This is a genomic window from Streptomyces sp. NPDC040545, from assembly GCF_055595065.1.
In genome coordinates, this window is the sequence record NZ_JBVIWA010000005.1 from 267,723 (window position 1) to 293,660 (window position 25,938).

19 protein-coding genes are annotated in these 25,938 nt (G+C 73.6%); 7 read left to right on the forward strand and 12 right to left on the reverse strand.

Annotation, left to right across the window (positions count from 1 at the left end; all coding sequences use genetic code 11):
* Window positions 1–13 precede the first annotated feature (13 nt).
* Window positions 14–1,180, reverse strand: a complete 1,167-nt coding sequence (locus tag ACZ573_RS13615) for a citrate synthase (RefSeq protein ID WP_471303108.1) — start codon at window positions 1,178–1,180, stop codon at window positions 14–16.
* A gap of 65 nt (window positions 1,181–1,245) precedes the next feature.
* Here ACZ573_RS13615 and ACZ573_RS13620 point away from each other — a divergent pair, with 65 nt between their 5' ends.
* Window positions 1,246–2,481 carry a citrate/2-methylcitrate synthase gene (locus ACZ573_RS13620; RefSeq protein ID WP_471303110.1) on the forward strand — a complete coding sequence of 412 codons (1,236 nt, stop codon included), beginning with the start codon at window positions 1,246–1,248 and terminating at the stop codon, window positions 2,479–2,481.
* A 132-nt stretch (window positions 2,482–2,613) separates the two neighbouring features.
* On the opposite strand, the gene ACZ573_RS13625 is transcribed toward ACZ573_RS13620, so the two are convergent.
* Window positions 2,614–5,976: a BTAD domain-containing putative transcriptional regulator gene (locus ACZ573_RS13625; RefSeq protein WP_471303112.1), complete on the reverse strand. Its 3,363-nt coding sequence runs from the start codon at window positions 5,974–5,976 to the stop codon at window positions 2,614–2,616.
* Window positions 5,977–6,180: 204 nt separating this feature from the next.
* Between ACZ573_RS13625 and ACZ573_RS13630 the strand changes: the two genes are divergently transcribed.
* The 5 genes from ACZ573_RS13630 to ACZ573_RS13650 all read left to right on the forward strand — a co-directional run bounded on the left by ACZ573_RS13630 (window position 6,181) and on the right by ACZ573_RS13650 (window position 10,250).
* The gene (locus ACZ573_RS13630) at window positions 6,181–6,813 is read left to right on the forward strand and encodes a hemerythrin domain-containing protein (RefSeq protein WP_471303115.1); all 633 of its coding nucleotides are present in this window, start codon (window positions 6,181–6,183) and stop codon (window positions 6,811–6,813) included.
* Window positions 6,814–6,861: 48 nt separating this feature from the next.
* Window positions 6,862–7,287, forward strand: a complete 426-nt coding sequence (locus ACZ573_RS13635) for a DUF4267 domain-containing protein (protein ID WP_471303117.1) — start codon at window positions 6,862–6,864, stop codon at window positions 7,285–7,287.
* Between the two features lie 81 nt (window positions 7,288–7,368).
* On the forward strand, window positions 7,369–7,863 hold the full coding sequence (locus tag ACZ573_RS13640) for a cupin domain-containing protein (protein ID WP_471303120.1): 495 nt from the start codon (window positions 7,369–7,371) through the stop codon (window positions 7,861–7,863).
* Window positions 7,864–7,950: 87 nt separating this feature from the next.
* On the forward strand, window positions 7,951–9,552 hold the full coding sequence (locus tag ACZ573_RS13645) for a sensor histidine kinase (RefSeq protein WP_471303122.1): 1,602 nt from the start codon (window positions 7,951–7,953) through the stop codon (window positions 9,550–9,552).
* 38 nt (window positions 9,553–9,590) lie between these two features.
* Window positions 9,591–10,250 carry a response regulator gene (locus tag ACZ573_RS13650; RefSeq protein ID WP_471303329.1) on the forward strand — a complete coding sequence of 220 codons (660 nt, stop codon included), beginning with the start codon at window positions 9,591–9,593 and terminating at the stop codon, window positions 10,248–10,250.
* A gap of 34 nt (window positions 10,251–10,284) precedes the next feature.
* On the opposite strand, the gene ACZ573_RS13655 is transcribed toward ACZ573_RS13650, so the two are convergent.
* The 3 genes from ACZ573_RS13655 to ACZ573_RS13665 form a co-directional block, all read right to left on the reverse strand.
* Window positions 10,285–11,877, reverse strand: a complete 1,593-nt coding sequence (locus tag ACZ573_RS13655) for a solute symporter family protein (protein ID WP_471303125.1) — start codon at window positions 11,875–11,877, stop codon at window positions 10,285–10,287.
* The gene (locus ACZ573_RS13660; protein WP_471303128.1) at window positions 11,874–12,362 is read right to left on the reverse strand and encodes a DUF485 domain-containing protein; all 489 of its coding nucleotides are present in this window, start codon (window positions 12,360–12,362) and stop codon (window positions 11,874–11,876) included. The genes ACZ573_RS13655 and ACZ573_RS13660 overlap by 4 nt, the downstream gene beginning before the upstream one ends.
* A 175-nt stretch (window positions 12,363–12,537) precedes the next feature.
* Window positions 12,538–14,658 (reverse strand): DNA gyrase/topoisomerase IV subunit B, encoded by a 2,121-nt coding sequence (locus ACZ573_RS13665; RefSeq protein ID WP_471303130.1) that lies wholly within the window; start codon window positions 14,656–14,658, stop codon window positions 12,538–12,540.
* 448 nt (window positions 14,659–15,106) lie between these two features.
* Here ACZ573_RS13665 and ACZ573_RS13670 point away from each other — a divergent pair, with 448 nt between their 5' ends.
* Window positions 15,107–15,340, forward strand: a complete 234-nt coding sequence (locus ACZ573_RS13670; protein ID WP_030016583.1) for a DUF7455 domain-containing protein — start codon at window positions 15,107–15,109, stop codon at window positions 15,338–15,340.
* Between the two features lie 109 nt (window positions 15,341–15,449).
* Here the strand turns inward: ACZ573_RS13670 and ACZ573_RS13675 are convergent, their stop codons facing one another.
* The 7 genes from ACZ573_RS13675 to ACZ573_RS13705 form a co-directional block, all read right to left on the reverse strand.
* Window positions 15,450–16,376: a serine protease gene (locus ACZ573_RS13675; protein ID WP_471303133.1), complete on the reverse strand. Its 927-nt coding sequence runs from the start codon at window positions 16,374–16,376 to the stop codon at window positions 15,450–15,452.
* A 138-nt stretch (window positions 16,377–16,514) separates the two neighbouring features.
* Window positions 16,515–18,083 (reverse strand): RNA polymerase sigma factor, encoded by a 1,569-nt coding sequence (locus ACZ573_RS13680; protein ID WP_471303136.1) that lies wholly within the window; start codon window positions 18,081–18,083, stop codon window positions 16,515–16,517.
* Window positions 18,084–18,448: 365 nt separating this feature from the next.
* On the reverse strand, window positions 18,449–19,333 hold the full coding sequence (locus ACZ573_RS13685; protein ID WP_471303138.1) for a FadR/GntR family transcriptional regulator: 885 nt from the start codon (window positions 19,331–19,333) through the stop codon (window positions 18,449–18,451).
* Window positions 19,334–19,524: 191 nt separating this feature from the next.
* Window positions 19,525–21,330: an ATP-binding cassette domain-containing protein gene (locus ACZ573_RS13690; RefSeq protein WP_471303141.1), complete on the reverse strand. Its 1,806-nt coding sequence runs from the start codon at window positions 21,328–21,330 to the stop codon at window positions 19,525–19,527.
* Window positions 21,331–21,560: 230 nt separating this feature from the next.
* Window positions 21,561–22,304 carry an NUDIX hydrolase gene (locus ACZ573_RS13695; protein ID WP_471303144.1) on the reverse strand — a complete coding sequence of 248 codons (744 nt, stop codon included), beginning with the start codon at window positions 22,302–22,304 and terminating at the stop codon, window positions 21,561–21,563.
* A 120-nt stretch (window positions 22,305–22,424) separates the two neighbouring features.
* A complete protein-coding gene (locus ACZ573_RS13700; protein ID WP_471303147.1) occupies window positions 22,425–24,413 on the reverse strand; it encodes a glycogen debranching N-terminal domain-containing protein in 1,989 nt (662 codons plus the stop codon).
* A gap of 212 nt (window positions 24,414–24,625) precedes the next feature.
* On the reverse strand, window positions 24,626–25,891 hold the full coding sequence (locus ACZ573_RS13705) for a DUF4192 domain-containing protein (protein WP_471303149.1): 1,266 nt from the start codon (window positions 25,889–25,891) through the stop codon (window positions 24,626–24,628).
* Between the last annotated feature and the right edge of the window lie 47 nt (window positions 25,892–25,938).

A 25,938-nucleotide genomic window follows, 5' to 3' on the forward strand; every position in this document is an offset into this window, starting at 1 on the left:
TAGCGAGGCTCCGTCAGCGCAGGGGCGGCACCGGGTGGGGCGGGGTGGGGCCGGTGTACCGGGCGGCCGGACGGATGATCTTCGAGTCGGTGGCCTGTTCGAGGATGTTCGCGCTCCAGCCGACCACGCGGGCCGCGCAGAAGGTCGGTGTGAACATCTCGCGCGGGAGCCCGCAGAGCTCCATGACCACGCCCGCGTAGAACTCCACGTTGGTGTGCAGTTCCCGGCCGGGCTTCAGTTCGGCGAGGATCTCCTCGACCTGGCGCTCGACCTCGACGGCGAAGTCCACGAGGGGACCGCCGAACTGGAGGGCGATCTCGCGCAGCATGCGGGAACGGGGGTCCTCGGTGCGGTAGACGGGGTGGCCGAAGCCCATGATCCGGTCGCCCGCCAGGACCCGCTCGCGGATCCACGGCCCGATCCGGTCCACGGTCCCGATGGCGTCGAGGGTGTCCAGGGCCCGGCTGGGGGCGCCGCCGTGCAGGGGGCCGGAGAGCGCGCCGATCGCCCCGGTCAGGCAGGCGGCGACATCGGCGCCGGTGGAGGCGATCACCCGGGCGGTGAACGTCGAGGCGTTGAAGCCGTGGTCGACGGTGGACATCAGGTACCGCTCGACCGCGCGGGCCCGGACCGGGTCGGGTTCCCGGCCGGTCAGCATGTAGAGGTAGTTGGCGGCGTACGGGAGGCCCTCGCGCGGCTCCACCGGCTCCAGGCCCTGCCCGAGCCGGTGCAGGGCGGTCAGCAGGGTCGGTACGGCGGCGCAGGCGGCCAGCGCGTCGGCGGCCCGGCGGCCGGGGTCGAGGTCGTAGACGGGGCGGAAGCCGGCACAGGCGCCGAGCAGCGAGAGCGCGGTGCGCAGCCCGGCCAGGGGGCCGGAGAGCCGGGTGGCCCGGGCCAGGGCCGGCAGGGCGTCCCGCACCTCCTCGGGCAGTCGGCGCAGGGGGGCGATCTCGGCCGCGAAGGCGGCGCGCTCGGCGGCGTCGGCCGGGAGCGTGCCCCGGAACATCAGGTGCCACACGTCCTCGAAGCTGCGGGTGGCGGCGAGCTCGACGGCCGAGTACTGGCGGTAGTGGTAGAAGCCCTCCCGGCCCCGGACGTCGCCCAGTCCGGTTTCGGTGACCACGACTCCCGCGAGGCCGCGGGGTACTTCCAAGGTGGTGTTCATGGATCGACCATCCATGATGGATTCAATCACTGTCAATATTGATTGAATCAACATTCCTGTCCATCTGTAGGGTGTGCGTCATGAGCGACCAGACGGACAGCGGGCGCAGGCTCAGCACGCAGGAGGCGGCCCGCGCACTCGGGGTGAAACCGGCGACCGTGTACGCGTACGTCAGCCGGGGCCAGCTCACCAGCCGCCGCGATCCCGCCGGGCGCGGCAGCAGCTTCGACGCCGCCGAGGTGGAGGCCCTGGCCCGGCGGAGCCGGCGCGAGGCGGCTGCCCCCACCGGGGAACTCTCCGTCCGTACGGCGCTCACCCTCATCGAGCCCGACCGGTACTTCTTCCGCGGCGTGGACGCCGTGGAGCTGGCCTCCCGGTACCGCTACGAGGAGGTCGCCGAGTGGCTATGGACGGGCACCCTGACCCCGGGGGCCCGGTTCACCGCGCCCCCGCAGGCCCTGGAGGCGGCCCGGCGGGCGGTGGCCGCGCTGCCGGAACACGGCGGGCCCATCGACCGGTTGCGGGTGGCGGTCGCCGCCGCCGCGGTGGCGGATCCGCTGCGCTTCGACCTGTCCGAGGAGGCGGTCCTCGGCTCCGCGCGCACCCTGATCCCCACGCTGGTCGGCGCGCTGCCCGCGGCGGGCCCGGCCCGGTGGGCCGGGGACGGCCGGATCGCCCGGCAGTTGTGGTCGCGGCTGACGGCGCGGGAGCCGGACCCGGACGCGCTGGCCGTGCTGGACCTCGCGCTGGCCCTGCTGGTCGATCACGACCTGGCCGCCTCGACCCTGGCCGTACGGGTGGCCTCCTCCGCGCGCGCCCACCCGTACGCGGCGGTGTCCGCCGGGCTCGGCGTCCTGGAGGGCCCGCTGCACGGCGCGGCCGGACGGCTCGCGCACCGGATGGTGGTGGAGGTGCTGGAACAGGGCGGGGCCGCGCCGGTGGTGGCGGAGTACCTGCGGGCGGGACGCCGGGTCCCCGGGCTCGGCCACCGGCTGTACCAGGGCGAGGACCCGCGCGCGCGGGCGCTCTTCGCCCGGCTGGAAGGGCTGGAGCAGGCCGGTCCGGCACTGGGTGCGGCCCGCGAGGTGGCCGCGGTGATGGCCCGGCAGGGCGGGCTGCACGCCAACGTGGACCTGGCGCTGGCCGTGCTGACGGTGTCGTGCGGGATGCCGCCGGAGGCCGGGGAGACGGTTTTCGCGGTCGCCCGTACGGCGGGCTGGATGGCGCACGCCTTGGAGGAGTACCAGGAGCGGCCGCTGCGGATGCGGCCGAGCGGGCAGTACCACGGCCCCCGCCCGCCCCAGCCGTTGCCGTGACGGCTCCGGCCCGCCCACGCTCCGGCCCACCCACGCTCCGGCCGGCCCGGGCTCCGGCCCCGGACGTCAGGCGCCCCGGACGTCAGGCGCCCCGGACGTCAGGCGGCCCCGGACGTCGGGCGGCCCGGGACCTCAGGCGGCCCCCCACGGGCTGTGCCACCGATCGGCGATGGCCGTCGCGCGCGCGAAGTGGCCTGCGGCCTCGTCCTCGCGGCCCAGCAGCACGGCCAGTTCGCCCAGGGTGCGGGCGACCGGGCGCACCGCCACGGTGAACCCCGAGGACGGCGGAGGCGCGTCCCGGTAGGGCAGCAGGGCCGCGTACAGCTCCTCGGCACCCGTCCGCTCCCCCAGCATGACCAGGGTCATCGCCCGGAAGGTCGCGAAGATCTTGAAGAAGTAGTCCGTCCGCAGCGGCCCCGCCCGGTCGAGGACCTCGCGGGCCTCCCGCTCCTCGCCCGCGGCGGCCAGCGCGACCGCGAGCAGGTCCCCGGCCGGCGGCCCGAAGGCCGCGGACACCTGCCGCAGCCGCGGCAGCGACTCGGCGAGCCGTCCCTGGCTCACCCTCAGCGTCACGATCGCGATCGCCAGGATCCCCTCCGCGTGCGGGGATCCCTGCCGGGCCATCCGGGTGGCCGCCTGCCGGTAGAGGCGCTCCGCCTCCTCGAATCGCCCCTCGACGTGGGCCCAGGTCGCCTCGACGGTCTCGCCCACGGCGACCGGCCCGGCCATCCGGTAGGTCCGCGCGAACCGTGTCCAGCGTTCCACGAGCCGACGGGCACCGGCCACGTCGCCCTCGGCGGCCAGCGCCGTGGAGCGGATGAACATCCCGTACCACTGGTGGCCCGGCAGCTCGTGCGCGGCGCCGATCCGTTCGAGTTCCCCGCCCAGCGCGGCGCGTTCGGGCCATTCCAGGTCGGCGTCGAGTTCCTTGACCAGCGCCGCGAGCGCCCCCGCCCGCAGCAGGGGGTCGCCGGTGCCCTCCGCGAGGGCGAGCGCCTCGCGCGCCGCCGCCCGTACGCCCGCCACCTTGGCGTCGGACAGCTCGGCGGCGTACGCGCCCAGCAGCCCGCACCGTACGGCGGGTGCGTGACCGGGCCGCGCCAGCAGGCGCTCCAGCAGCTCCACCACCGGTGCGTCGACCACACCGTAGGGCCGCGTCTGCCACGGCGTCGGCTCGGTCCATGCCGTGAACGCCGCGACCAGCAGGTCGTCCCGGCCGGCGCCGACCGCGCGGTCGATCGCGGTGCGCCGGGTCGTGCGGGCCGCCATGACCGCCCCCGCCCGCACCTGGGCCCGTACGAGCCGGCCCAGCAGCTCCGCGCGCTCGGCGTCCCGGTCGCCGCCGGAGGCCGCGGGAATCCGCTCGAAGCACTCCACCGCCTCGGCGAGCAGCGCGGCGGCCACGTCATGGGCGAAACGGCTCTCGGCGAATCCGGCGGCCCGCAGGCAGTACCCGACCGCCTTCGCCGCCGTCGCCGAGGAGGCCGCGCGTACGTGGTGGTGGGCCAGTGCGGACACGTCGTCCGGGGCGAGCCGCTCCAGGCAGGCCGCGATCCGGCCGTGCATCCGCGAGGAACGCAGCCGGCTGAGGTCCGCCAGCAGGGTGTCGCGTACCAGCGCGTGGGCGAACCGGACCCGCCCGGGCTCGGGTTCGACCAGCAGCCCGGCGAGCAGACCGGCCTCCAGCGCGCCCAGTACACCGTCCTCGCCGGTGTCCGCCGCCTCAACCAGGACCTCTACGCCGGACTCCCGTCCGGCCACCGCCGCCAGGCGCAGTACGGCCACCACCGCCTCGGGGAGGCGTCCGAGCCGCCGGCGCAGCACGTCCCGCACGCCCTCGGGCACCTCGGCCAGCGCCACCAACGAGCCCTCGCTGCCCAGCAGCCTGGCGCTCTCCCGGACGTAGAAGGGGTTCCCTCCCGTACGTTCGGCCAGCGTGGTCACGACCTCCGCGTCGACCTGCGGGCCGCCCACGGCGCGGACCACCTCGGCCACGGCCTCCTCGGTGAGGCCGCGCAGGGCGATGCGGGCCGGTGAACGCCGTGCCAGTGCGGCCAGGGTGTCGCCGAGCCGGCCCTCCGTGTCCTCCGGCCGGTACGCGCCCACGACGAGCAGCGCGGTGCCCGGGGGGAGTTCGGCCGCCCCCGACAGCAGGGCCAGCGTTTCGGCGTCGGCCCAGTGCAGGTCGTCCAGGACGACGGCGACGGGCCGCCCGCGCGCGGCCTCCGCAAGCCACCGGCCGACGGCGCGGTGCAGTCGGAACCGCCCGGCGGCGACGTCCTCGCCGCCGGCCGCACGGCCGGTGGCGGGCACGCCCTCGGCCAGGAGGGGCGCCAGCGCGGCCGCCGCCGCGGGCCCGGGCGGGGCGGCCACCGCTACGGCGCGCAGTGCTTCGACCCAGGCCCAGGCGGGGGGCGCGCCGTCGGCGTCCGTGGTGCGTCCGAAGGCGACGAGCCAGCCCTCGGCGCGGAGCCGGTCGCCGAGGGCGTGCAGCAGCGCCGTCTTGCCCAGCCCGGCCTCGCCGGTGACCAGCGCGACGCCGGGGCCGGCCGCGCGGGCCCGGTGCGCCGCCGCTGTCAGCCGCTCCAGTTCCTCCTCGCGCCCGACGAACAGCTCGGCCCCCGTGGCGGCCGGCGTCGCGGGCCGCACCGGCCGTGCCACTGGGCCCGGGCCCACGGACCGCTCGGGCGGCGCGGGCGCCACGGGCTCCGGTGGCCGCGTGGCCTCGCGCAGCACCCGGTCGTCCTGGGCCAGGACCGCCTTCTCCAGCTCGACCAGGGCGGCACCGGGATCCAGTCCCACCTCGTCGGCGAGTACCGTCCTGGCCCGGCGCAGCGCCGAGAGCGCGTCGGCCTGCCGGCCCGCAGCCCACAGCGCGAGGGCGTGCAGCCGCCAGGCCTCCTCCCGCAACGGCGCGTCACGGGTCAGCGACGCGGCCTCGGCGACCGCCCCGGCGATGTCGGCGCCGCCCCGCAGCCCGGCGGCGATGCCGAGTTCGCGGGCGGCCAGCCGCAGCTCGCCGAGCCGCATGGTCTCGGCGTGGGTCCACGGCTCGTCGGCCGTCTCCGCGTACGCCGGCCCCTGCCACAGCGCCAGCGCCTCGCGGATCAGGGCTCCGGCGGTGTCCGGCTCGGCGGGCAGGACCGCGCGGGCCCGGCCCAGCAGCCGCTCGAAGCGCCAGGCGTCGACGGCGTCCTCGGGAAGCCGCAGCGCGTACCCAGGCGGCGCGCTCACCAGCAGCCGGGCGGGGGTGCGCGGGGCCCGGCCCGGTTCGAGGAGGCGGCGCAGGTTGGAGACGTAGGCCTGGAGCGAGGCGACGGCCCGGGCAGGGGGCGCCCCCTGCCAGAGCTCCTCGATCATCCGGTCGACGGACACGACCCGGCCGCGCGCCGATACGAGCAGGGCCAGTACGGAGCGCTGGCGGTGGCCGCCGAGCGGGATCGCCTCGCCGTCCCGCTCGGCCGTGAAGGAGCCGAGTACGCGTATGTGGACCATGACTCCACCAACGTACGCCGCATCGGTCAACTCCGGCCCGCACAGGGCCGAATGACGTCACGGAACCTTCCAAGTGCTTTCCAAGGCCCCTCCAAGGACCCTCCATGTACCGACGTCGAGTCTCTTTCCATGAAGACGACGCAGCCACGGACGGCGCGAGCTCCGCGATCGGACCGGAGCACGGCACGGCCGAACACCCACGAGATGGCGGTCATCCACCGCGGCCTGCGCCGCGAGGCCCGCCTGCTGGTCGAGCTGATCGCCGCGGTGGCCCCCGGCGACACGGCGCGGGCACGGGTCCTCGGGGACCACTTCCGCGACTACCGGCTCGGCCTGACGGGCCACCACCACGGCGAGGACGAGTACCTGTGGCCGCCGCTGATGGCCCGGGTCGACCTCGAAGCGGATCTCGTCCTGCGCATGGAGGCCCAGCACGAGCGGGTGGCCGCGAGTCTCGCAGCCGCCGGGGAAGCCCTGCCCGGCTGGGAGAGCCGGGCCGGAGAGGCGGAACGCGACACCCTCGTGTCGGTCCTCGCCGAGCACCGGACCGTGCTGCTGGAGCACCTGGACGACGAGGAGGAATCGCTCCTGCCGCTCGCCGCCCGCCACCTGTCCGCGCACGAGTGGGACCGGCTGGGCGAGCACTTCCTGGCCGCCACGCCCAAGCCCAAGCTGCTGTTCTTCCTCGGGATGGTCCTCGAGGACGCCGACCGGGCCGAGCGCGCGGCGATGCTCGCCTCGCTGCCCCTCGCCGGGCGCCTGCTGTGGCACACCGTCGGGCGTCCCGCCTACGTCCGCCGGATGCGCACCGTCCGCCGCGCCGCCGCGTCGCACTGATCCCCTTCCCCTCCGCCGGCCCTCTCACCCACCTTCAGGAGAACCCCCATGTCCCTCAAGCGCCTCGCCACCGTCCTGGCCGCCACCGGCGGCGCGTTCATCCTGTACGTCGGACTCAACTACCTGTTCGCACCGCAGGCCACCGCCGCCGACTTCGGGCTGCCGACCTGGCCGCAGCACGACGGCGCCGCCTTCCTCGCCGTCAAGGGCGTACGCGATGTCGCGACCGGTCTGGTCGTCCTCGCGCTCCTGCTCACGGGGCAGCGCCGGGCGCTCGGCTGGGCGATGGCGGCGATCACCTTCATCCCCGCCGGCGACATGGTGATCGTCCTCGCCGACGACGGATCCGCGGGTCCGGCCTACGGGGTCCACGGGGCCACGGCCCTCGCCGTCGCGCTGACCGCGGGCCTCCTGCTGCGCGAGCGTCCGGCCCCTGCCGTCCGCGCCGCCACCGAACCGGCCCGGCGGACCTGACCGGCCACCCAGCCACCCGCCCGCCAGACCTCACCGGCTCCCGTCCCCCACCCCCATCCGCCTCTCCCAGGAGAAGACGACATGTCCCTGATCGTGCCTACCTTCGACGAATCGGTGATCGTGCGCTCGACCGAGGCCGAGACGATCGGCGCGGCCCCGACCACCATCCGGCTCCTCGCCGACAGCGGTTCCACCGGCGGCGCCCTGTCGACACAGCGGGTGAGCCTGCTGCACGGCGCCGACGGGGCAGCGCCCCACCACCACTCCCGGTCCGCCGAGCTCTTCTACCTGCTCGACGGCACCGCGCAGCTTCTGTCGGGCGACCAGGTGGTCACCGCGGAGCGCGGCGACCTCGTCATCGTGCCGCCCGGCCTCGATCACGCGTTCGCCGCCGCGCCCGGTGAGAACGCCGACATCCTCATCGTCATCACGCCGGGCATCGAACGGTTCGAGTACTTCCGCCACCTGGAACGGATCGCCTACGGGAAGGTGCCGCCGGAGTCCCTCCTGGACGTCCAGGAGCTTTACGACACCTACTTCACCCGCAGTGAGGTGTGGAACACGGTCCGGGCATGACGAGAGTGGGGTACCCGACAAGCCGGGCGTAAGCATTCCGCTTGTGCCGGTGCCGACCTACCGTTGCTGCCCATGCGGTTCCCCCTCATGAGCGCTCGGCGCCTCGGGCTGCCCAGACGGGCCGTCTCCCAGATCCTGCTGACCCAGCTGGCCATCGCCGCCGGGGTCGCCGTACTGGCGACCGGACTGTTCCTGGCGCCGCTGAGCGCCCAGCTCGACGACCAGGCCATGCGGCGCGCCCTGGCCATCGCGCAGAGCGCCGCCGCCGATCCCGCGCTGGCCGCCGGGGTCCTGGACTCCCCGCCCTCGGCCGACAGCCCCGTGCAGTCCTCGGCCGAGCGGATCCGCCGGGCCACCGGAGCCGAGTACGTGGTCGTGCTCGACCTGGACGGCATCCGCCGCTCGCACCCGAGTGCCGACCGCATCGGGCGGCCCGTCTCCACCGACCCGAGCGATGCCCTGGCGGGCCGCGAGGTCATGGAGATCGACGAGGGCACCCTGGGCCGCTCCGCCCGCGGCAAGGTCCCGCTCCTCGCGGCAGACGGCGAGATCGTCGGCGCCGTCTCGGTCGGCATCGCCTACGACAGCGTCCGCGACCGGCTGCTCGGCGCGATCCCCGGCCTGCTCGCCTACGCGGGCGGCGCCCTGGCGGCGGGTGCCCTCGCCGCCTACTTGCTCTCCCGCAGGATCCAGCGGCAGACCCGCGATCTGGCCTTCTCCGACATCGCCGGCCTGCTCGCCGAGCGCGAGGCCATGCTCCACTCCATCCGCGAGGGCGTGATCGCCCTGGCCCCCGACAGCAGCGTCCGGCTGGTCAACGACGAGGCCGCCCGCCTGCTGGGCCTCGCCCCGGACGCCGCCGGCGGCTGCGCGGGGCGCCCGCTGGAGGACGTACTGGGTGCGGGCCGCACCGCGGACGTCCTGTCGGGCCGGGTCACCGGCCGGGACCTGCTCACCGTGCAGGGCCCCCGGGTCCTGGTGGCCAACCGCATGCCCACCGAGGACGGCGGCGCCGTCGCCACCCTGCGCGACCGCACCGAGCTGGAGCACCTGGGCCGCGAGCTCGACTCCACCCGGGGCCTGATCGATGCCCTGCGCGCCCAGGACCACGAGCACGCCAACCGTCTCCACACCCTCCTCGGCCTGCTGGAGCTGGGCCTGCACGAGGAGGCGGTGGAGTTCGTAACCGAGGTCGCCGGCGTGCACCGTACGACGGCCGAACAGGTCACCGAGAAGGTCCACGACCCGCTTCTGGCGGCCCTGCTGGTGGGCAAGGCGACCGTCGCCGCCGAGCGCGGTGTCCCCCTGCGTCTGGCCGGCTCCACCCTCCTCCCCGACCGCCTGGTGGACCCGGGCGGCCTCGTCACGATCCTCGGCAACCTCGTCGACAACGCCCTGGACGCCGCAGCGGGTTCGGCGGCGCCCCTGGTCGAGGTGGAGCTGCGCGCGGAGGGCCGTACCGCCGTGCTGCGGGTGCGCGACAGCGGCCCCGGGGTGCCCGCCGCGCGCCGTGAGGAGATCTTCACGGAGGGCTGGTCGACCAAGCAGCCCAAGGCCCACCGCGAGCGCGGGCTGGGCCTCGCCCTCGTACGCCGCCTCGCGGAGCGGCAGGGCGGCAGCGCCCGGGCCGGTGAAGCAGCGGACGGAGGGGCGGAATTCTCCGTCGTACTCCCGGAGGCCCTGCGGTGAACGAGACCCCGATCCACGTATTGGTCGTCGACGACGACATGCGTGTTGCCCGGATCAACGCGGCGTACGTGGCGAAAGTTCCCGGATTCCTGGTGACGGCGCAGGCCCATTCGGCCGCCGGGGCCCTGGAGTTCCTCACGTCACATCCGGTGGACCTCGTCCTCCTGGACCACTACCTGCCCGACGAGAACGGCCTGGACCTCGTCCGGCGCCTGCGCCAGCTCGGCCACCGCACCGACGTGATCATGGTCACAGCCGCCCGCGACCTCGCCACCGTGCAGGCCGCCATGCGCCTCGGCGCCCTGCAGTACCTGGTCAAGCCCTTCACCTTCGGCGGACTGCGCAGCCGGCTGGAGGCGTACGGGGCCCTGCGCCGCACCCTGGACACGGGCGGTGAGGCCGAACAGGCCGAGGTGGACCGGATCTTCGGCGCCCTCGCCGCCGCAGGGTCCCCGAACGAGCTCCCCAAGGGCCACTCCGCCAGCACCGCGGAGCTCGTCCGCCAGGTGCTGCGGTCCGCCGAAGGCCCCTTGTCCACCCAGCAGATCGCCGACCGCGCGGGCATCAGCCGGCAGACCGCCCAGCGCTACGTCAAGCTCCTCGAACGCACCGCCCGGGTCAGCCTCGCCCTGCGCTACGGCGAGACCGGCCGCCCGGAGCACCGCTACACCTGGCTCCCGTCGGAGGGGCCGGCCTGACGGCGCCCGGCCGACCGGCCGACCGCACCACCACTCAGACCGCTCCGGCTCCGGTCAGGGAGCGGACCTCCGTCTCCGCGTGCTTCGCCTCGTCCGCCTCCTCGCCCGAGGTGACTGTGCCCAGCCAGCCCGCCAGGAAGCCCAGCGGGATCGAGACGATCCCCGGGTTCTGGAGCGGGAAGTACTGGAAGTCCACGCCGGGGAAGAGCGATTCGGCACTGCCCGACACCACCGGCGAGACCAGCACCAGCAGCACCGCCGGAACCAGGCCGCCGTACACCGACCAGACGGCTCCGCGCGTGGTGAAACCGCGCCAGAAGAGCGAGTACAGCAGCACCGGCAGATTGGCCGAAGCCGCCACCGCGAAGGCCAGCCCCACCAGGAACGCCACGTTGAGGTCCTGGGCGAGCAGCCCGAGGGCGATCGCGACCGCCCCGATGCCGACGGCCGCGACCCGGGCCACCGTGACCTCGCTCCGCTGCCGGGCGTGCCGGCGCTTGAGAGAGGCGTACAGGTCGTGTGCCACGGAGGCCGAGGAGGCCAGGGTGATGCCGGCGACCACGGCCAGGATGGTGGCGAAGGCGATGGCGGCGACGAAGGCGAACAGGACCGCGCCCCCGGTGGTTTCCGCGCCCCCGCCGAGGAAGGCGGCCAGCAGCGGAACGGCCGTGTTCCCGGAGGCGTTGGAGGCCCGTACCTCGTCCGGTCCCACCAGTGCGGCCGCCCCGAAGCCGAGCACGATGGTCATCAGGTAGAACCCGCCGATCAGCGCGATCGCCCATACCACCGAGCGGCGGGCCGACCGCGCGGTGGGCACGGTGTAGAACCGCGACAGGATGTGCGGCAGCCCGGCGGTCCCGAGGACCAGCGCCAGACCGAGGCTCATGAAGTCGACGCGGGCGGTCCAGTCCCCGCCGTACTTGAGGCCGGGGCTCAGGAACGCCCGGCCGTGCCCGCTGCGGTCGGCGGCACTGGTGAGCAGCTGGTCGAAGTTCCCGTGAAAGCGCAGCAGCACGAGCACGGTCAGGGTGATCGCGCCGCCCATCAGCAGCACGGCCTTGACGATCTGGATCCAGGTGGTGGCCCGCATCCCGCCGAAGGAGACGTAGACCACCATCAGCGCCCCGACCCCCACCACGGCGAGGGTCCGGGCGGCGGTGCCCGAACTCCCGAGCAGCAGGCCGACGAGACTGCCCGCGCCGACCATCTGCGCGATGAGGTAGAGCACGGAGACGACGACCGAGGAGGTGCCGGCCGCGATCCGCACCGGACGTTCGCTCATCCGGGCGGCGACCACGTCGGCGAGGGTGAAGCGCCCGCAGTTGCGGACCAGTTCGGCGACGAGGAACAGCACCACGAGCCAGGCCACGAGGAAGCCCACCGAGTACAGCAGCCCGTCGTAGCCGAAGAGGGCGATCAGGCCGGAGATGCCGAGGAACGAGGCCGCGGACATGTAGTCGCCCGCGATGGCGAAACCGTTCTCCATCGGGGAGAACAATCGCCCGCCCGCGTAGAACTCCTCGGCCGACCCGTGCCGGTTCCGGCTGACCCAGGTGGTGATGCCGAGGGTCACCGCGATGAAGACGCTGAACAGGATCAGCGCGAGGGTCTGGTGCTCGGTGGTCACCGGCCGGCCCTCCTCGCCCGGGTCCGCTCCTGGCCGCGTTCCTGCTCGAAGACGGTCCAGCGCAGATCGAGCGCGGCCCGGTCCCGGCGCAGCCGCGCGTGCCGGGCGTACGCCCAGGTCAGCAGGAAGGTGCTGAGGAACTGGCCGAGCCCCGCCAGCATGGCCACGTTGACCGCGCCCACCACCGGCCGGGCCATCAGGCCGGGCGCGGCGGTGGCGGCGACCACGTAGGCGACGTACCAGAGGAGGAACCCGGCGGTGGCGGGGACGACGAACCTGCGGTAGCGGGTGCGAACCTCCTGGAAGGCGGCGCTGCGCTGCACTTCGAGGTAGATGTCGGATGCGCCGGGCGCGGGGCGCCCGCCACCAGGGACCGGAACCGGCTGGGACGTTTCCCCACCCTCGCCCCACCCGACGGCCAGCGCGTCGTACCAGGGGTCGTCGAGCCGGATCGTTCCGGTATCACGACCTTCGTGCTTGTCCACCGAACTCTCCTTGTCCGCTGCCGCATTGGCCGCGTACCCACAAGGATGTGCGGAATGGGCGCTTTCCGGACTGGTGTACCGGTGCTCTTCACTCCAACAGGTGATGGAGCGAAGAGCACCGGTATGCCGTGGCGCCTTCGGTGTTCGGTGCCTCCGCGCTCCGGCGGCGCCTGGATCAGGCGTCGATGCGCGAGCGGTCCAGGGTCGCCGCGGAGCTCGTGATGAACTCCTTGCGCGGGGCCACCTCATTGCCCATGAGCAGGTCGAAGACCTGCTCGGCCGAGTCCAGGTCGCCGATGTTGATCCGGCGCAGGGTGCGGAAGCGGGGGTCCATGGTGGTCTCCGCCAGCTGGTCCGCGTCCATCTCGCCGAGGCCCTTGTAGCGCTGGATCGAGTCCTTGTACCGGATGTTCTTGCGCTGGTACTCCAGCAGGGTCTGGCGCAGCTCGTTGTCCGAGTACGTGTAGACGTACTTGTCCTGGCCCTTCTTCGGCTGGACCAGCTCGATCCGGTGCAGCGGCGGCACGGCCGCGAAGACCCGGCCCGCTTCGACCATCGGCCGCATGTACCGCTGGAAGAGCGTGAGCAGCAGGCAGCGGATGTGTGCGCCGTCGACGTCGGCGTCCACGAGCAGCACGATCTTGCCGTACCGGGCGGCGTCGATGTCGAAGGTCCGGCCCGAGCCGGCTCCTATGACCTGGATGATCGCCCCGCACTCGGCGTTCTTGAGCATGTCCGAGATCGAGGACTTCTGGACGTTGAGGATCTTGCCGCGGATGGGCAGGAGCGCCTGGAACTCCGAGTTGCGGGCGAGCTTCGCGGTGCCGAGGGCGGAGTCGCCCTCGACGATGAAGAGCTCGCTGCGGTCCACGTCGTCGCTGCGGCAGTCGGCCAGCTTGGCGGGGAGCGAGGAGGTCTCCAGCGCGGTCTTGCGACGCTGCGCCTCCTTGTGCTGACGGGCCGCGATCCTGGTCCGGGCCGCCGCGACGATCTTCTCCATCACGGCGCGGGCCTGCTGCTTGTCGTCGCGCTTGGTGGAGGTCAGGAAGGCCTTGAGCTCCTTGGCGACCACGGCGGCGACGATCCGGGTGGCCGCGGAGGTGCCGAGCACCTCCTTGGTCTGGCCCTCGAACTGCGGCTCGGCGAGCCGGACGGTGACGACGGCCGTCATGCCCTCCATCGCGTCGTCCTTGACCACGTCGTCCTCGGCGACGCGCAGCAGCTTGGCCGAGCGCAGCACCTCGTTCACGGTCTTGGCGACCGAGCGCTCGAAGCCGGAGACGTGGGTGCCGCCCTTGGGGGTGGCGATGATGTTCACGAAGGACTTGACATTGGTCTCGTACCCCGTGCCCCAGCGCAGGGCGATGTCCACGCCGAGCTCGCGGGTGACCTCGGTGGGGGTCATGTGGCCGCGGTCGTCGAGGACCGGGACGGTCTCCTTGAAGGTGCCCGTGCCGGTCAGGCGCAGGACGTCACAGACGGCCTTGTCCTGGGCGAGGTACTCGCAGAATTCGCTGATGCCGCCGTCGAAGCGGAAGGTCTCCTCGGTCTTGCCGGCGCCGTCGATGCCCCGCTCGTCGCGGACGACCAGGGTCAGGCCGGGGACGAGGAAGGCGGTCTGGCGGGCGCGCTGGTAGAGCGTCTCCAGGTTGAGCCGGGCGTCCTTGAGGAAGATCTGGCGGTCGGCCCAGTAGCGGACCCGGGTGCCGGTCTTGCCCTTGGCGACCCGCTTGACCTTGCGGAGGCCGTTGGCGGGGTCGAAGGGGCTCTCGGGGCCCTGCTCGGTGAACATTCCCGGGACGCCGCGCCGGAAGCTGATGGCGTGGGTCGCGCTGTTGCGGTCGACCTCGACGTCGAGGCGGGCGGAGAGGGCGTTGACCACGGAGGCGCCGACGCCGTGCAGGCCGCCGGAGGCCGCGTACGAGCCACCGCCGAACTTGCCGCCGGCGTGCAGCTTGGTCATGACGACCTCGATGCCGGACAGGCCGGTCTTGGGCTCGACGTCCACGGGGATGCCGCGGCCGTTGTCCCGGACCTCGACGGAGGCGTCCTCGTGGAGGATCACCTCGATGTGGTCGCAGTAGCCGCCCAGGGCCTCGTCGACGGAATTGTCGATGATCTCCCACAGGCAGTGCATGAGGCCCCGGCTGTCGGTGGAGCCGATGTACATGCCGGGGCGCTTGCGGACGGCCTCCAGCCCTTCGAGGACGAGCAGGTGCCGCGCGGTGTAGTTGGAACCGTCCCGGTCTGCTCCGGACAGCAGCGCGCTGGAAGGCACGGACGTGTCGGCGGTCACGCAGTTCGCTCCTCGCTGAATTTCTTTTCTGGCCCGGTCGGGCGCAGGGGTGGCTCGGGTGCCGCTCGAAGGGTACCGAGGCCAGGTAGAGCCGATGCAACGCCACCCTCGCGCATTCCTCAGCCTAGTCCAGATCCGCACGGGTGTTCGATCCCCCGCGCGGGTGAAGGAAACATCACGTTCCCTTCCGCGCATGAACCATTTAGGGTTCGGGCACGTCCTCATGAACAACCTGGCACTCACGCCGGGGGAGGATGGAACTGCAACAAGCGCACGACTGACAACGCGAAACCGTAAAGCAACGCAATACGGCTCCTTCGCCGCCAACCGGCAACAGCCGGCCAGCTTCGGAAGGAAGTTTCGAGGAAAAGCCGCGAGCGGGAACGTTTTCGGCCTGGTTGGATGTTGACCCTGGTACGACAGCTCGTCGAGCTAGAGAAGAGGCGACGTGACTACTGTTCTGACACCCGCGACCCCGCTGACGGCCGCTGACCGATGCGACCGTTGCGGCGCCCAGGCATATCTGCGCGTCGTCCTGCTGAGCGGCGGTGAACTGCTCTTCTGCGCCCACCACGGGCGCAAGTTCGAGCCGGAACTCAAGAAGATCGCCGCGGAAATACAGGATGAGACCGAGCGGCTCACGTCCGCTCCGGCTGCCAATGCCGAACCCGAGGACCGCTGACACAGGCCTGCACCTCGCATCCGACGAGCCAGGACCGGCCAGGCCGGTCGACGGGCGGCACTCCTGAGACCCAGGGGTGCCGCCCGTCCTCACGTCCGCGACCCTGCGGCTAGGGCGTGCGATGCCCCTGTACGGGCCCTGTGTACGGCCCAGAGGCCCCGGGGGCGTCCCACCCGACGTCCTGGACCTCCCCGGGCTGCGCGTCCGTCTCCGGGGCCAGCACGAAGTCGACCAACGGGGCGATACGCGTGTAGACCCCGGGGCTGTCGGCGCGCCCGCAGCCCCGGCCCCAGGAGACGAGCCCGATGAGCCGCCCCCGGGCCACCAGCGGCCCGCCGCTGTCGCCCTGGCAGGCGTCCTTGCCGCCACCGCTGTCCCCCGCGCACACCATGGACTCCGCGCGGTACTGCCCGTCCGCGTCCCCGGGGTAGGCGCGCGCGCAGACCTCGTCCGCCAGCACCGTCACCCCAGCGGCACGCAGCCCGTACGCGTAGTCACCAAAGCCGCTCGTGTCGCCCCAGCCGTACACCGCCGCCTCGGTCCCCGCGGCGTAGGCGGAATGCCCCGCCCCCGCCATGGGCAGCACCCAGTGGGCCGGTACCGACTCGGCCAGCTCCAGAACGGCGAGGTCCCCGGCATTGCTCGCCGGGTCGTAGGCCGGGTTCACCCTCGCCCCGCGCACCGCGATCTCCCGGCCCTCGGCCGCCCGGAGCTCCGTACGCCCGGCGATCACCCGGAAGTCGGCCACGGACTCGACCGGGCCGCCCAGCACCTGGCTGCCCAGGCAGTGCGCCGCCGTCAGCACCCTGGTCGGGGACACGAGCACGCCTCCGCAGAACTGCCCGCCCCGCGTACCCCCGAACCGGTCACGGCTGGCGAGGGCGACGACCCAGGGGCTGTCGGCCACCTTCACCGGCTTCCCGCCGATCACCACACTGTCCGCGGCCGCCTGCGGCACCTGGGCGAACGGCGCAGCGGCCGCTCCCGCCGCCAGGGTCAGCGCTCCCGCCAGAGCACGGGCAAAGGGACGACGCATGAGGCCTCCTGACTCCGAGTGTGCATGACTCCACCCAGAGTGGGTCGCCCGGTGGCCGAGCGCACCCGCGCGGCCACCGTGGCCCTGTGGTCCCCATCGGCTACCGGGCGGCGGCCCGGGCCGCCCGAAGCCGCCCGGTCAGTCCAGGTAGTCGCGCAGCACCTGGGAGCGGGACGGGTGCCGGAGCTTCGACATCGTCTTCGACTCGATCTGGCGGATCCGCTCACGCGTGACCCCGTAGACCTTGCCGATCTCGTCGAGCGTCTTGGGCTGGCCGTCCGTGAGGCCGAAGCGCATCGAGACCACGCCGGCCTCGCGCTCGCTGAGGGTGTCGAGCACCGAGTGCAGCTGCTCCTGCAGCAGCGTGAAGCTCACGGCATCGGCCGGGACGACCGCCTCGGAGTCCTCGATGAGGTCACCGAACTCGCTGTCGCCGTCCTCGCCGAGCGGCGTGTGCAGGGAGATCGGCTCACGGCCGTACTTCTGGACCTCGATGACCTTCTCGGGGGTCATGTCGAGTTCCTTGGCCAGCTCCTCCGGGGTGGGCTCGCGGCCCAGGTCCTGGAGCATCTGGCGCTGGACGCGGGCGAGCTTGTTGATGACCTCGACCATGTGCACCGGGATACGGATGGTGCGTGCCTGGTCGGCCATGGCGCGCGTGATCGCCTGCCGGATCCACCACGTGGCATAGGTCGAGAACTTGTAGCCCTTGGTGTAGTCGAACTTCTCGACGGCGCGGATCAGACCCAGGTTGCCCTCCTGGATCAGGTCCAGGAAGAGCATGCCGCGGCCCGTGTAGCGCTTGGCGAGGGAGACCACGAGGCGGAGGTTGGCCTCCAGCAGGTGGTTCTTCGCGCGGCGGCCGTCCTCGGCGATGATCTCCAGCTCGCGCTTGAGCTTGGGCGCCAGCTTGTCGGAGTTCGCCAGCTTGTCCTCGGCGAACAGACCCGCCTCGATGCGCTTGGCGAGCTCCACCTCCTGCTCGGCGTTGAGGAGGGGGACCTTGCCGATCTGCTTGAGGTAGTCCTTGACCGGGTCGGCGGTGGCGCCCGCGACCACGACCTGCTGGGCGGGGGCGTCGTCCTCGTCGTCGGAGATGACGAAGCCCTTGTTCTCCCCGCCCTCCTCCTCTTCCTCGGCCTCGGCCTTGGCGGCGTCGGGACCCTCGTCCGCGGTCTCGTCCTCGCCCTCGTCCGCGTCCTTCTTGGAGGCGGTCTTCTTCGCCGCCGTCTTCTTGGCAGCGGTCTTCTTGGCGGGCGCGGTCTTCTTGGCCGCCGTCTTCTTCGCCACCGTCTTCTTGGCGGCGGGCTCCGTTCCGGGCTCTTCCGCGAGGGCTTCCGCGATGTCCGAGTCCGCCGGGACGGGGGTGGCCGTGGGCTGCGCCGCCGTCGTCCGGGCGGCCGTCTTCTTGACGGTCTCGGTGGCCGTCCGCTTGGCCGGGCTCTTGGCTGCGACGCTCTTGCGGGTGGTGCGCTTGGGCGACTCCGCGGCACTGACCATCAGCGTCACACCCTCTTCCTCGAGGATCTGGTTGAGGCTGCGCAGAACATTCTTCCACTGGGTCGCAGGAATCTGGTCAGCCTCGAAGGCCCGACGCACGTCATCGCCGGCGATCTGCCCCTCGGCCTTGCCCCGCTCGATGAGCGCCATCACGGACTCGGAATCGGCGATCTCCGGCGGGAGCGTACGGGATGTGCTGGCCGACACGAACAACCTCTCGGAACGATGGGAACGGCTTCCGACCCCGGGCCTGGTGGTGCTGGACCGGAGCCGACGACCACCGACCGGGGATGGGCCGGCGGCGCGGGCAGGGGCCGGGGAGCTGCACAGCACCCCCAAGGGCTGCTGTCTTCCCTCCGTCGGCCATCACCTCTTACGTCATCGCGTGACCTCGCAGAGCGTTACGCCCAATCTTCGTGGCCCGAGTCACACCCCGTACGCACGAGTGCCGCTCCTGTGCTCGAACCCGGTCTTCCGCGCATGCCGAACCGCCACGAAAGGGGGCCTCACGCCGGTGTCGCCGGACCCGGCCGGGCCCGGCGACACGTTCTGCACCCCCGCACGTCCGCCCGTCAGTGCTCGCGTGGGGCGGGGACCACGCGCTCGACCTCCGGATGAACCGTCAGGAGCTGGCGCATGGCGTTCTCGGCGCCCGTCGCATCACCCGCTGCGAGGGCCTCGACCATCCGCGCGTGGTGCGCGACGCAGGTCTCGCTCGGGCGGTCGCAGGCGGTGATCGGGCTGCCGGAGACCTGGAGGGCGGCGGAGACGATGCCGGAAAGGTGCTCCAGCATGCGGTTCCCGGCGACCTGGATGAGGAGCGCGTGGAATTCGTTGTCGGCGCGCGCGAAGGTGATCGCGTCGCCCTGGCCGAGGGCGTGGCCCATGATCTCGACCATGTCCGCGAGGCGCTGCTGGATGTCCGGCCGGCCATGGCCGGCGGCGAGGCGGGCGGCGAGCGGCTCGATGGTCCAGCGGAGCTCACCGAGCTCGCGGCGCTGGTCGTCGCGCTGCGGACCGAAGGCACGCCATTCGATGATGTCGGGGTCGAGCAGGTTCCAGTCGGCGACGGGACGGACCCGGGTGCCGACGTTGGGGCGGGCGCTGACGAGGCCCTTGGCCTCCAGGACCCGCAGGGATTCGCGGACGACCGTGCGGGAGACCTCGAAGCGCTGGCCGATCTCCTCGGGGACCAGCGGGCGGTCCGCACCGAGGTCGCCGGACACGATCATCTGGCCGAGCTGCTGGACGAGTTGGCCGTGCAGTCCGCGTCCGCGGCTGCCTGCCGCTCGGCGGCCCACGCGGCTCAACTCGACGTCGGCACCGTCCCAGTGGGGTGCTCCGACGCGGTCGGACCCGGGGGTCTCCGCGTAGGGGTAGCGGTCGAGTTCGCCGCCGGCGAGGCCGGAGTCGGCGTGGCGGGCGGCGGTCATCATGGTGTGCGCAAGGGTACTCACGAATCCTTTGTCGGCCGTGCCTCCATGACCCTTGAGGTCTTTGGTGAAAAGCACACGAAAGGGTGATCGGTGCCACCTACGCAATTGACGACTTATCGTAAAGAACCAGACCTTTTGCGGGGAGTTGCGGTCCGCTTGACGTGACACGGACGGCAACGGTCCCGTACGTGACTCCTCCCGAACCGGAACGATCACCAACGGACCCGGCTGCGCAGTCCGGTGAACCCATAGGCGCACAACAGGACCATCAGCGACAACACCAGCGCGGTCCCGACGGGCTGGGCCATCACCCGGAGAGCCCCCATCAGCAGGCGGTCGGCCTCCGGCGGCCACTGGCCCCAGGTCAGGCCGCGCAGGCGGGCCCCGAGCCCAGTCGACGGGTACGCGGACGAGCCCTCCAGGGCCTTGCGCACCAGCGGAACCACCATCACCGGTACGGCGAGCACCGCGGCCAGTCCCGCGGTGGCGGACCGGAAGACACCGGAGGCCAGTACGCCGGCCCAGGCGCAGCCGATGAGCAGCCCGGCCCAACTCACGGCCGGGGAGAGCCACTCCACCGGGGTGCGCAGCGGGCCGCTGTCGAAGACCAGCGCGAGGGCGGCGGCGTCGGCGGCCACCGTCAGGGCACCCAGCAGCAGCGCGAGGGCGGCGCAGATGCCCAGCTTGGCGGTGAGCAGCCCCATCCGGCGGGGCACGGTGCCCCGGTCGGCGGCGAGTACGGGGTAGCGGTACTCCTCGCCGAAGGCCAGCGCGCCGAGCAGGCCCGCGCCCAGGGCCGCGGGCGGCAGCGGCAGCAGTTCGGGCCAGGCGGCGAGCAGCCGGTTCTGCGGGGTCTGCCCGGTCCGGGCCAGTACGAGGGCGGTGAGGACGGAGACAGCGACGACGAGGGCGGCGGTGAGGACCGGGGTGGCGGTCCCGAAGACCCTGAGCAACTCGTAGCGCAGGGGACGCAGCGGGCCACCCACGCGGCGCACGGCCGAGGCCGGGCGCCCGGAGCGGATCCGCCGGGGGTCCTCGCCGGGGGCCCCGGCGACGGACTCGGCGACGGCTTCGGTGCGGGCCGCGCCGGGCTCCGGCGGCGCTCCGGCCGCGGTGCGCGCGGCCGGGACCGGCGCCGTCGGCGCACCGGCGTCGCCCGTCTCGTCGGCGAGCTGGTGGACCAGCACGCCGTGCCGGAACGCCGCCTCGCCGACCTCGGCGCAGTTGCTGCCGTACACCGACAGGCGGCTGCCGCTCTCTGCAACGATCTCCACCGCTCGACGGGCGGCCCGGGCCTCGCGGCCCAGTACGTCGGCCAGCCGGGCCGCGTGCGGGGTGCGCACGGCGACCCGCGGCCGCAGTCTGGTCCGGGCGAACTCGGCGGCGTCCTGGTCGGCGACGAGCCGGCCCGCCTCGATGCTGACGACACGGTCGGCGCTGCGGGCGGCCTCCTTGGCGTCGTCGGTGGTGAAGAGCACCGCGCCGCCGAGGGAGGCGTGGCCGCGCAGCAGCCCGTGCAGCCAGCCGCGTTCGCGGGGAGAGAGCCCGGCGCCGGGCTCGTCGAGCAGCAGGGTGCACGGATCGGCGAGCAGTGCCGAGGCCAGGGCGACCCGGCGCTCCATGCCGAGCGACAGCGAGCCGAGGCGCTGGTCCCGCAGTCCCGCGATGCCGACGACCTCCAGCATCGTGTCGGCCCGGGAGGCCGGCACCCCGGCCGCGGCGCAGAGCATCCGCAGCTGGTTGCGGACGGTCCGCGCGGGGTTGCCGGGAACGTCGCCGAGGAGCACTCCGACCTCACGGCCGGGGTGCGGGATCCGGTGCAGCGCGCGGCCGCGGAAGTAGGTGACGCCGCGGCCCGGTTCGAGTTCGAGCATGAGCCGCAGTGCGGTGGTCTTGCCCGATCCCGGCTCGCCGAGCAGGGCGGTCACATGCCCCGGGCGGGCCTCGAAGGTGAGGTCGTCCACGAGGGGCGGGGCGTCGGGGCGGGGCTTGCTGGTGAGTCCGATGGCCTGGAGCATCGCTTCTCTCGCGGGGGGTGAGACCGCTCAGCGGCAGGGTGGGTACCGCAAGCAAGATAACGCGATATGTCCGATATTCAGCGCAACTGGTCCGATGGAATGCCGATACTGCCGCCGGGCCCCGCACGGACGGCGGGTCCGGACCGGGTGCCGGACCGGGCGCCGGACCCGGCCCTGGGATCGGGCACGGTGGTCCCGCCGCCGCCGACGGCTCTTCGTGGCCCGCGGTGTCAGACCTCCGGACGCAGCATCGGCGGGTTGAGGAGGGTGGCCCCGCCCGCCCGGAACAACTGCGCCGGACGTCCGCCCTGACGGGTCGTCGTGCCTCCGGCCGGCACCAGGAATCCGGGAGTACCGGTGACCTTGCGGTGGAAGTTGCGCGGGTCGAGGGACACACCCCAGACCGCCTCGTAGACCCGGCGCAGCTCGCCGACGGTGAACTCCGGCGGGCAGAAGGCGGTGGCCAGCGAGGAGTACTCGATCTTCGAGCGGGCCCGCTCGACACCGTCGGCGAGGATCCTGGCGTGGTCGAAGGCCAGCCCCGTGGAAGCCTCGGTCTCGGCCAGCACCTCGTCGACCGGGGCCCAGCGCGCGCTGTTGGCATCGCCCCCGGCCCGGGGCGCAGGCAGGTCCGGAGCCAGCACCAGGTGCGCCACGCTGACGACACGCATCCGCGGATCCCGCTTCGGATCACCGTAGGTGGCCAGCTGTTCGAGGTGCGCCCCGCTGCCCGCGCCGGGCAGGGCGGGGTCGTGCGCGCACAGGCCGGTCTCCTCGGAGAGCTCCCTGGCGGCGGCCCCCGCCAGGTCCTCGTCCCCGCGGACGAAGCCTCCGGGCAGCGCCCAGCGCCCCTGGAACGGCTGCTCACCTCTCCGGACGACCAGCGCACAGAGCGCGTGGCGCCGCACGGTGAGCACGACCAGGTCGACGGTGACGGCGAAGGGCGGATAGGCCGACGGGTCGTAGGGCGACATGCCGCGATCATAGTCGTCTGCCTGACGATAAACAGCGCTTTGGTGACCTTGAAGACAGCGCTCCGAAGGCGGGGGCCTTCGATCGGGCGGACAGTTCCGGCCTGAGCGGGGTGAGCGTGCTCAGCCACCCAACTGGAGCGCATCGGCCGCCTCCTCCACCATGCCGAGGCCGAGCCGGCTGATCCGGACGGCGAAGGGCTTCCCCGCCACCCGCAGACCCGACAGTCTGAGCCCGCCCAGGGGGGCTCCGGGGAGGGGCGCGAGGGCGACCGTGCCGGCGGGGGCGTCGGGGCGGATTCCGGCGAGGGCGGTCAGCGCGTGGATCCCGGCCGCCGCGGCAACGGCGGCCGGCCGGCAGGCCGCCGGGTGCGGCACGGGGGCGCTGCCCGCGGTGCGCTGCTCGGCCGCGAACATCTCCGGTAGCCGGTACCCGAAGGCCTCCGCCGCGTCCAGCAGGCCTCCGAGCAGGCCCGCGGCCTCCTTCTCGAAACCGGCCTGGGCCAGGCCGGCCACGGCCACCGCGCTCTCGTACGCCCGTACGGCGCCCGAGCGGTGGCCGAACGGGTTGTGCCCCGGCTCCTTGACGGCCATGCTCCGCAGCCCCCATCCGGAATCCATGGCGGGGGCCCCGAGCAGCCGGGCCAGCTGCTCGGAGCGGGTGCGGTCCAGGAGTCCCGGGGCGAGCCGGCCGCCGCTGAGCAGTCCGGTGTCGAGCAGGTGGGCGGCGGCCCCCGTCAGACGGGGCAGCGGTCTCCCGTCGGGGTGGAGGGCCGAAGCGGGCCGCCCGCCGTCCGGGCCGTCGATCCAGAACCCGGCCCGGAACCGCTCCCGCAGCCCGGCCGCCCGCTCCCGCCACTCCTCGGCTCCCGGCCGTCCGCACGCGGCGAGCAGATCGGCACCGAGCACGGCGGCCCGATGGGCGTGGGCCTGGGTCTCGCAGCGCCGCGGACCCGGGTCCGGATCGGCCAGGAAGCCGTCCTCCCCCCACGCGCCGCGCAACCAGTGCAGGCACCGTTCGGCGGCCGGGAGCAGCCGGGCCACCTCCTCTTCGGGCATGCCCCAGAGCCGGGCCTCGGCCAGCACCGCGGGGAAGGCCAGGGTCGCCTCGGTGCCGGTGCACCCCGGCGGAAGCTGCGCGCCCGCTCCGCGCAGCGGGCCCGGGATCTTCCCGAGGTCGGGCCCCCGCTCCTCGGTCTGGGTGCGGGCGAGGATGCGCAAGGTGGCTGCGGCGAGACCGGTCCCGAGCGGCAGCGCCATCCGGGCGGCCCAGAGCGATTCCGCCGGGGCCAGGCCGAGCCGCCAGGGCGCTCCCGCCGCGGCGAAGGCGTCGCCCGGCTGCTCAGGGTCCCGCAGGAGCAGCGCGCCCAGGTCCTCGACACTGGTCCGGAACCATGCCCCGGCCCTCGGATCGTCCCCCTCGGCCCGGGCGTCGGCCAGCGGGTTCGCCACCTGCCCGGCGGGGGCCCGCCCCACCCGCTGCTGCGTGGTCCGCAGCTCGATGGTGCGGGATTCGCCGGGAGCCAGTTCGAGCTGCCAGCGCAGCAGCCCCGCAGAAGCCAGCGCGTCGTCCGGCGGCGGGTCGGCGGCGGTCACGGCCTGCGCGTCGCCGGTGCTCCAGCGCAGCCCGGCGGCGTGCACCCCGGCGGGCAGCTCCGGCCCGGCCCGGCCCGCGGCCACGGCGGCCAGCTCCGCCAGGTCGGTGCCGAGCAGCACCTCCACGGGCAGGCGTACCGGCCGGGCCGTGAAGCTGCGCAGGGTGATCCGCTCGGTGCCGTCCGCGTGCCGGACCCTTTCCACACCGATGTCCGGGTCGGGGCCGGGCTCGGCACCGGAGCGCACGGTCGCGGTGAAGACGGCCCGGTCGGCAGCGAGGCTGCGCCCCTGCACGGCGACCGGGTCCCGGCCTCCGACACGCAGCACGCAACGGGAGAGGAGGCGGCGCCCGGACCGGTAGATCCCGTCGATACCCCGCCCGGTCAGCTGGCCGTGCTCCGGGGAGATGACCAGACAGGGCGCGGCGACGCAGATGACGGCACCGTGCACGGGCGGCAGTTCGGACCTGCGGGCGGCGGGCACGCCGGGTGGGCGGGGAGGTGCGGGGTGAGACATGTGTCGCCTTGTCTGCGCTCCGGTCGGTTCAGCTGGGCGGCGGCGCGGCCGGGCCCCCACCACCCCCCAGCTGAACGCCCCCACCCCCGCCCGGGTCACGGGCCCGGGCGCCGTCCGGGCGTGCCCGGGGTGAAGCCCGGGCCGCCGGGTCAGGCCCAGCGCGTACCGGAGCGGTCGCACCGGACCGCCGGACGACGTGAACCGGTGCGCGCTCACTGTTCGCTCCCCGCGGTTCGGCGGGACCCGCGGCGGGAGGCCGTCCGGCCCCGCCGGCCGGGAGGGCGGGTACCGGCCGAGGATCGCCCCCGCCTGGGTTCCCGGCGGCGCCGCTCCTCCCGCAGGCACTGCCGCAGCCCCTCGGGGTCGATCCCTTCGTTGCATGCGTGGTGGAGCAGCTGGGCGAAGCGGTACTCGGCGTCCGCCCGCAGGGCCAGGCCGAAGGCGATCCGGGCGGTCGGCTCGTCCCCCGTGGACCATGAGACCCAGCCGGCGAGGGTGAGCGGAGCGGCGGCGTGCTCGCCGTAGGCCCCGACGCAGCGCCGGGCCAGGGCCCGCCACAGCCGCAGTGCGGGGGCCGCGTCCTCGTCCTCCATCCATTCCGCCGCGATGTCCCGGATCTCGCGGTCCTGGAGACCCAGGATCAGTGAGGCGGCCTCGTCATGGCCGAGCAGCGCGTCGTCCCAGTCGTCGGCGTGGGCGCCGCCCTCGACGGGCGGGGCCAGCGTCAGGCGCCGCATCAGGCTCCGTGCCAGCGCGATGGTCTCGGCGCCGACCTCCTCGCGGGTGGCCCCGTCGAGGATCCTGGGCATCAGGGCGGCGGCGGCCCGGTCGAGAGCCCGTTCCGCCTCCTCGGCGACGACCCCGCGCAGCGGTGCCATCCGGCCCTCGATCTCCTTGAGGGAGCCCCTGACCTGGAGTCCGGCAAAGGTGGCCGTCGCCGCCAGCACCGATGTGCCGACGGCGGCCAGCGGGCTCCCCTCGGCCGGGCAGCACCGCTCGTCGGGGCATACGTAGGACCAGAACCGTCCCGCCGACAGGCACAGGACCTCCAGTACGGGCACGTCCAGCGCGCCGCAGGCCAGCCGGATCCCCTGGGCGAGCGGCCGCAGCCGGGCCATCACCCGCCGGCCGCTCTCCTCCCCGCCCGGCTCCTGGCAGAGGTAGACGACGATGCCGTCGGGCCTCGCGCCGCGCCGTTCGCTGCCCCTGATCAGGCACTCGGCGACCTGTCGGGCGGTGTCCTCCCATTCCGCGGGCGAGCTGGGGATACCGACGCGGAGCCGGCCGCCGAAGCGCCCGCCTTCGCCGTGCACGGCGACCATGACGAGGGAGTCGGTCGGGTGGAAGCCGAGCATGTAGGGCAGCGCGTCGGCCAGTTCGGCCGGGCTGCGCAGGGTGATCTGGGGTCCGGTGGCGGTTCCGGCCGGGCTGATGGAGGGCCGGTCGGACGGGGTGCGTGATTCGTGGTTGTTCGTCATGCCACGAAGGTCCCGCGCATGATCCGATCCCGAAAGCCCTGTGGATA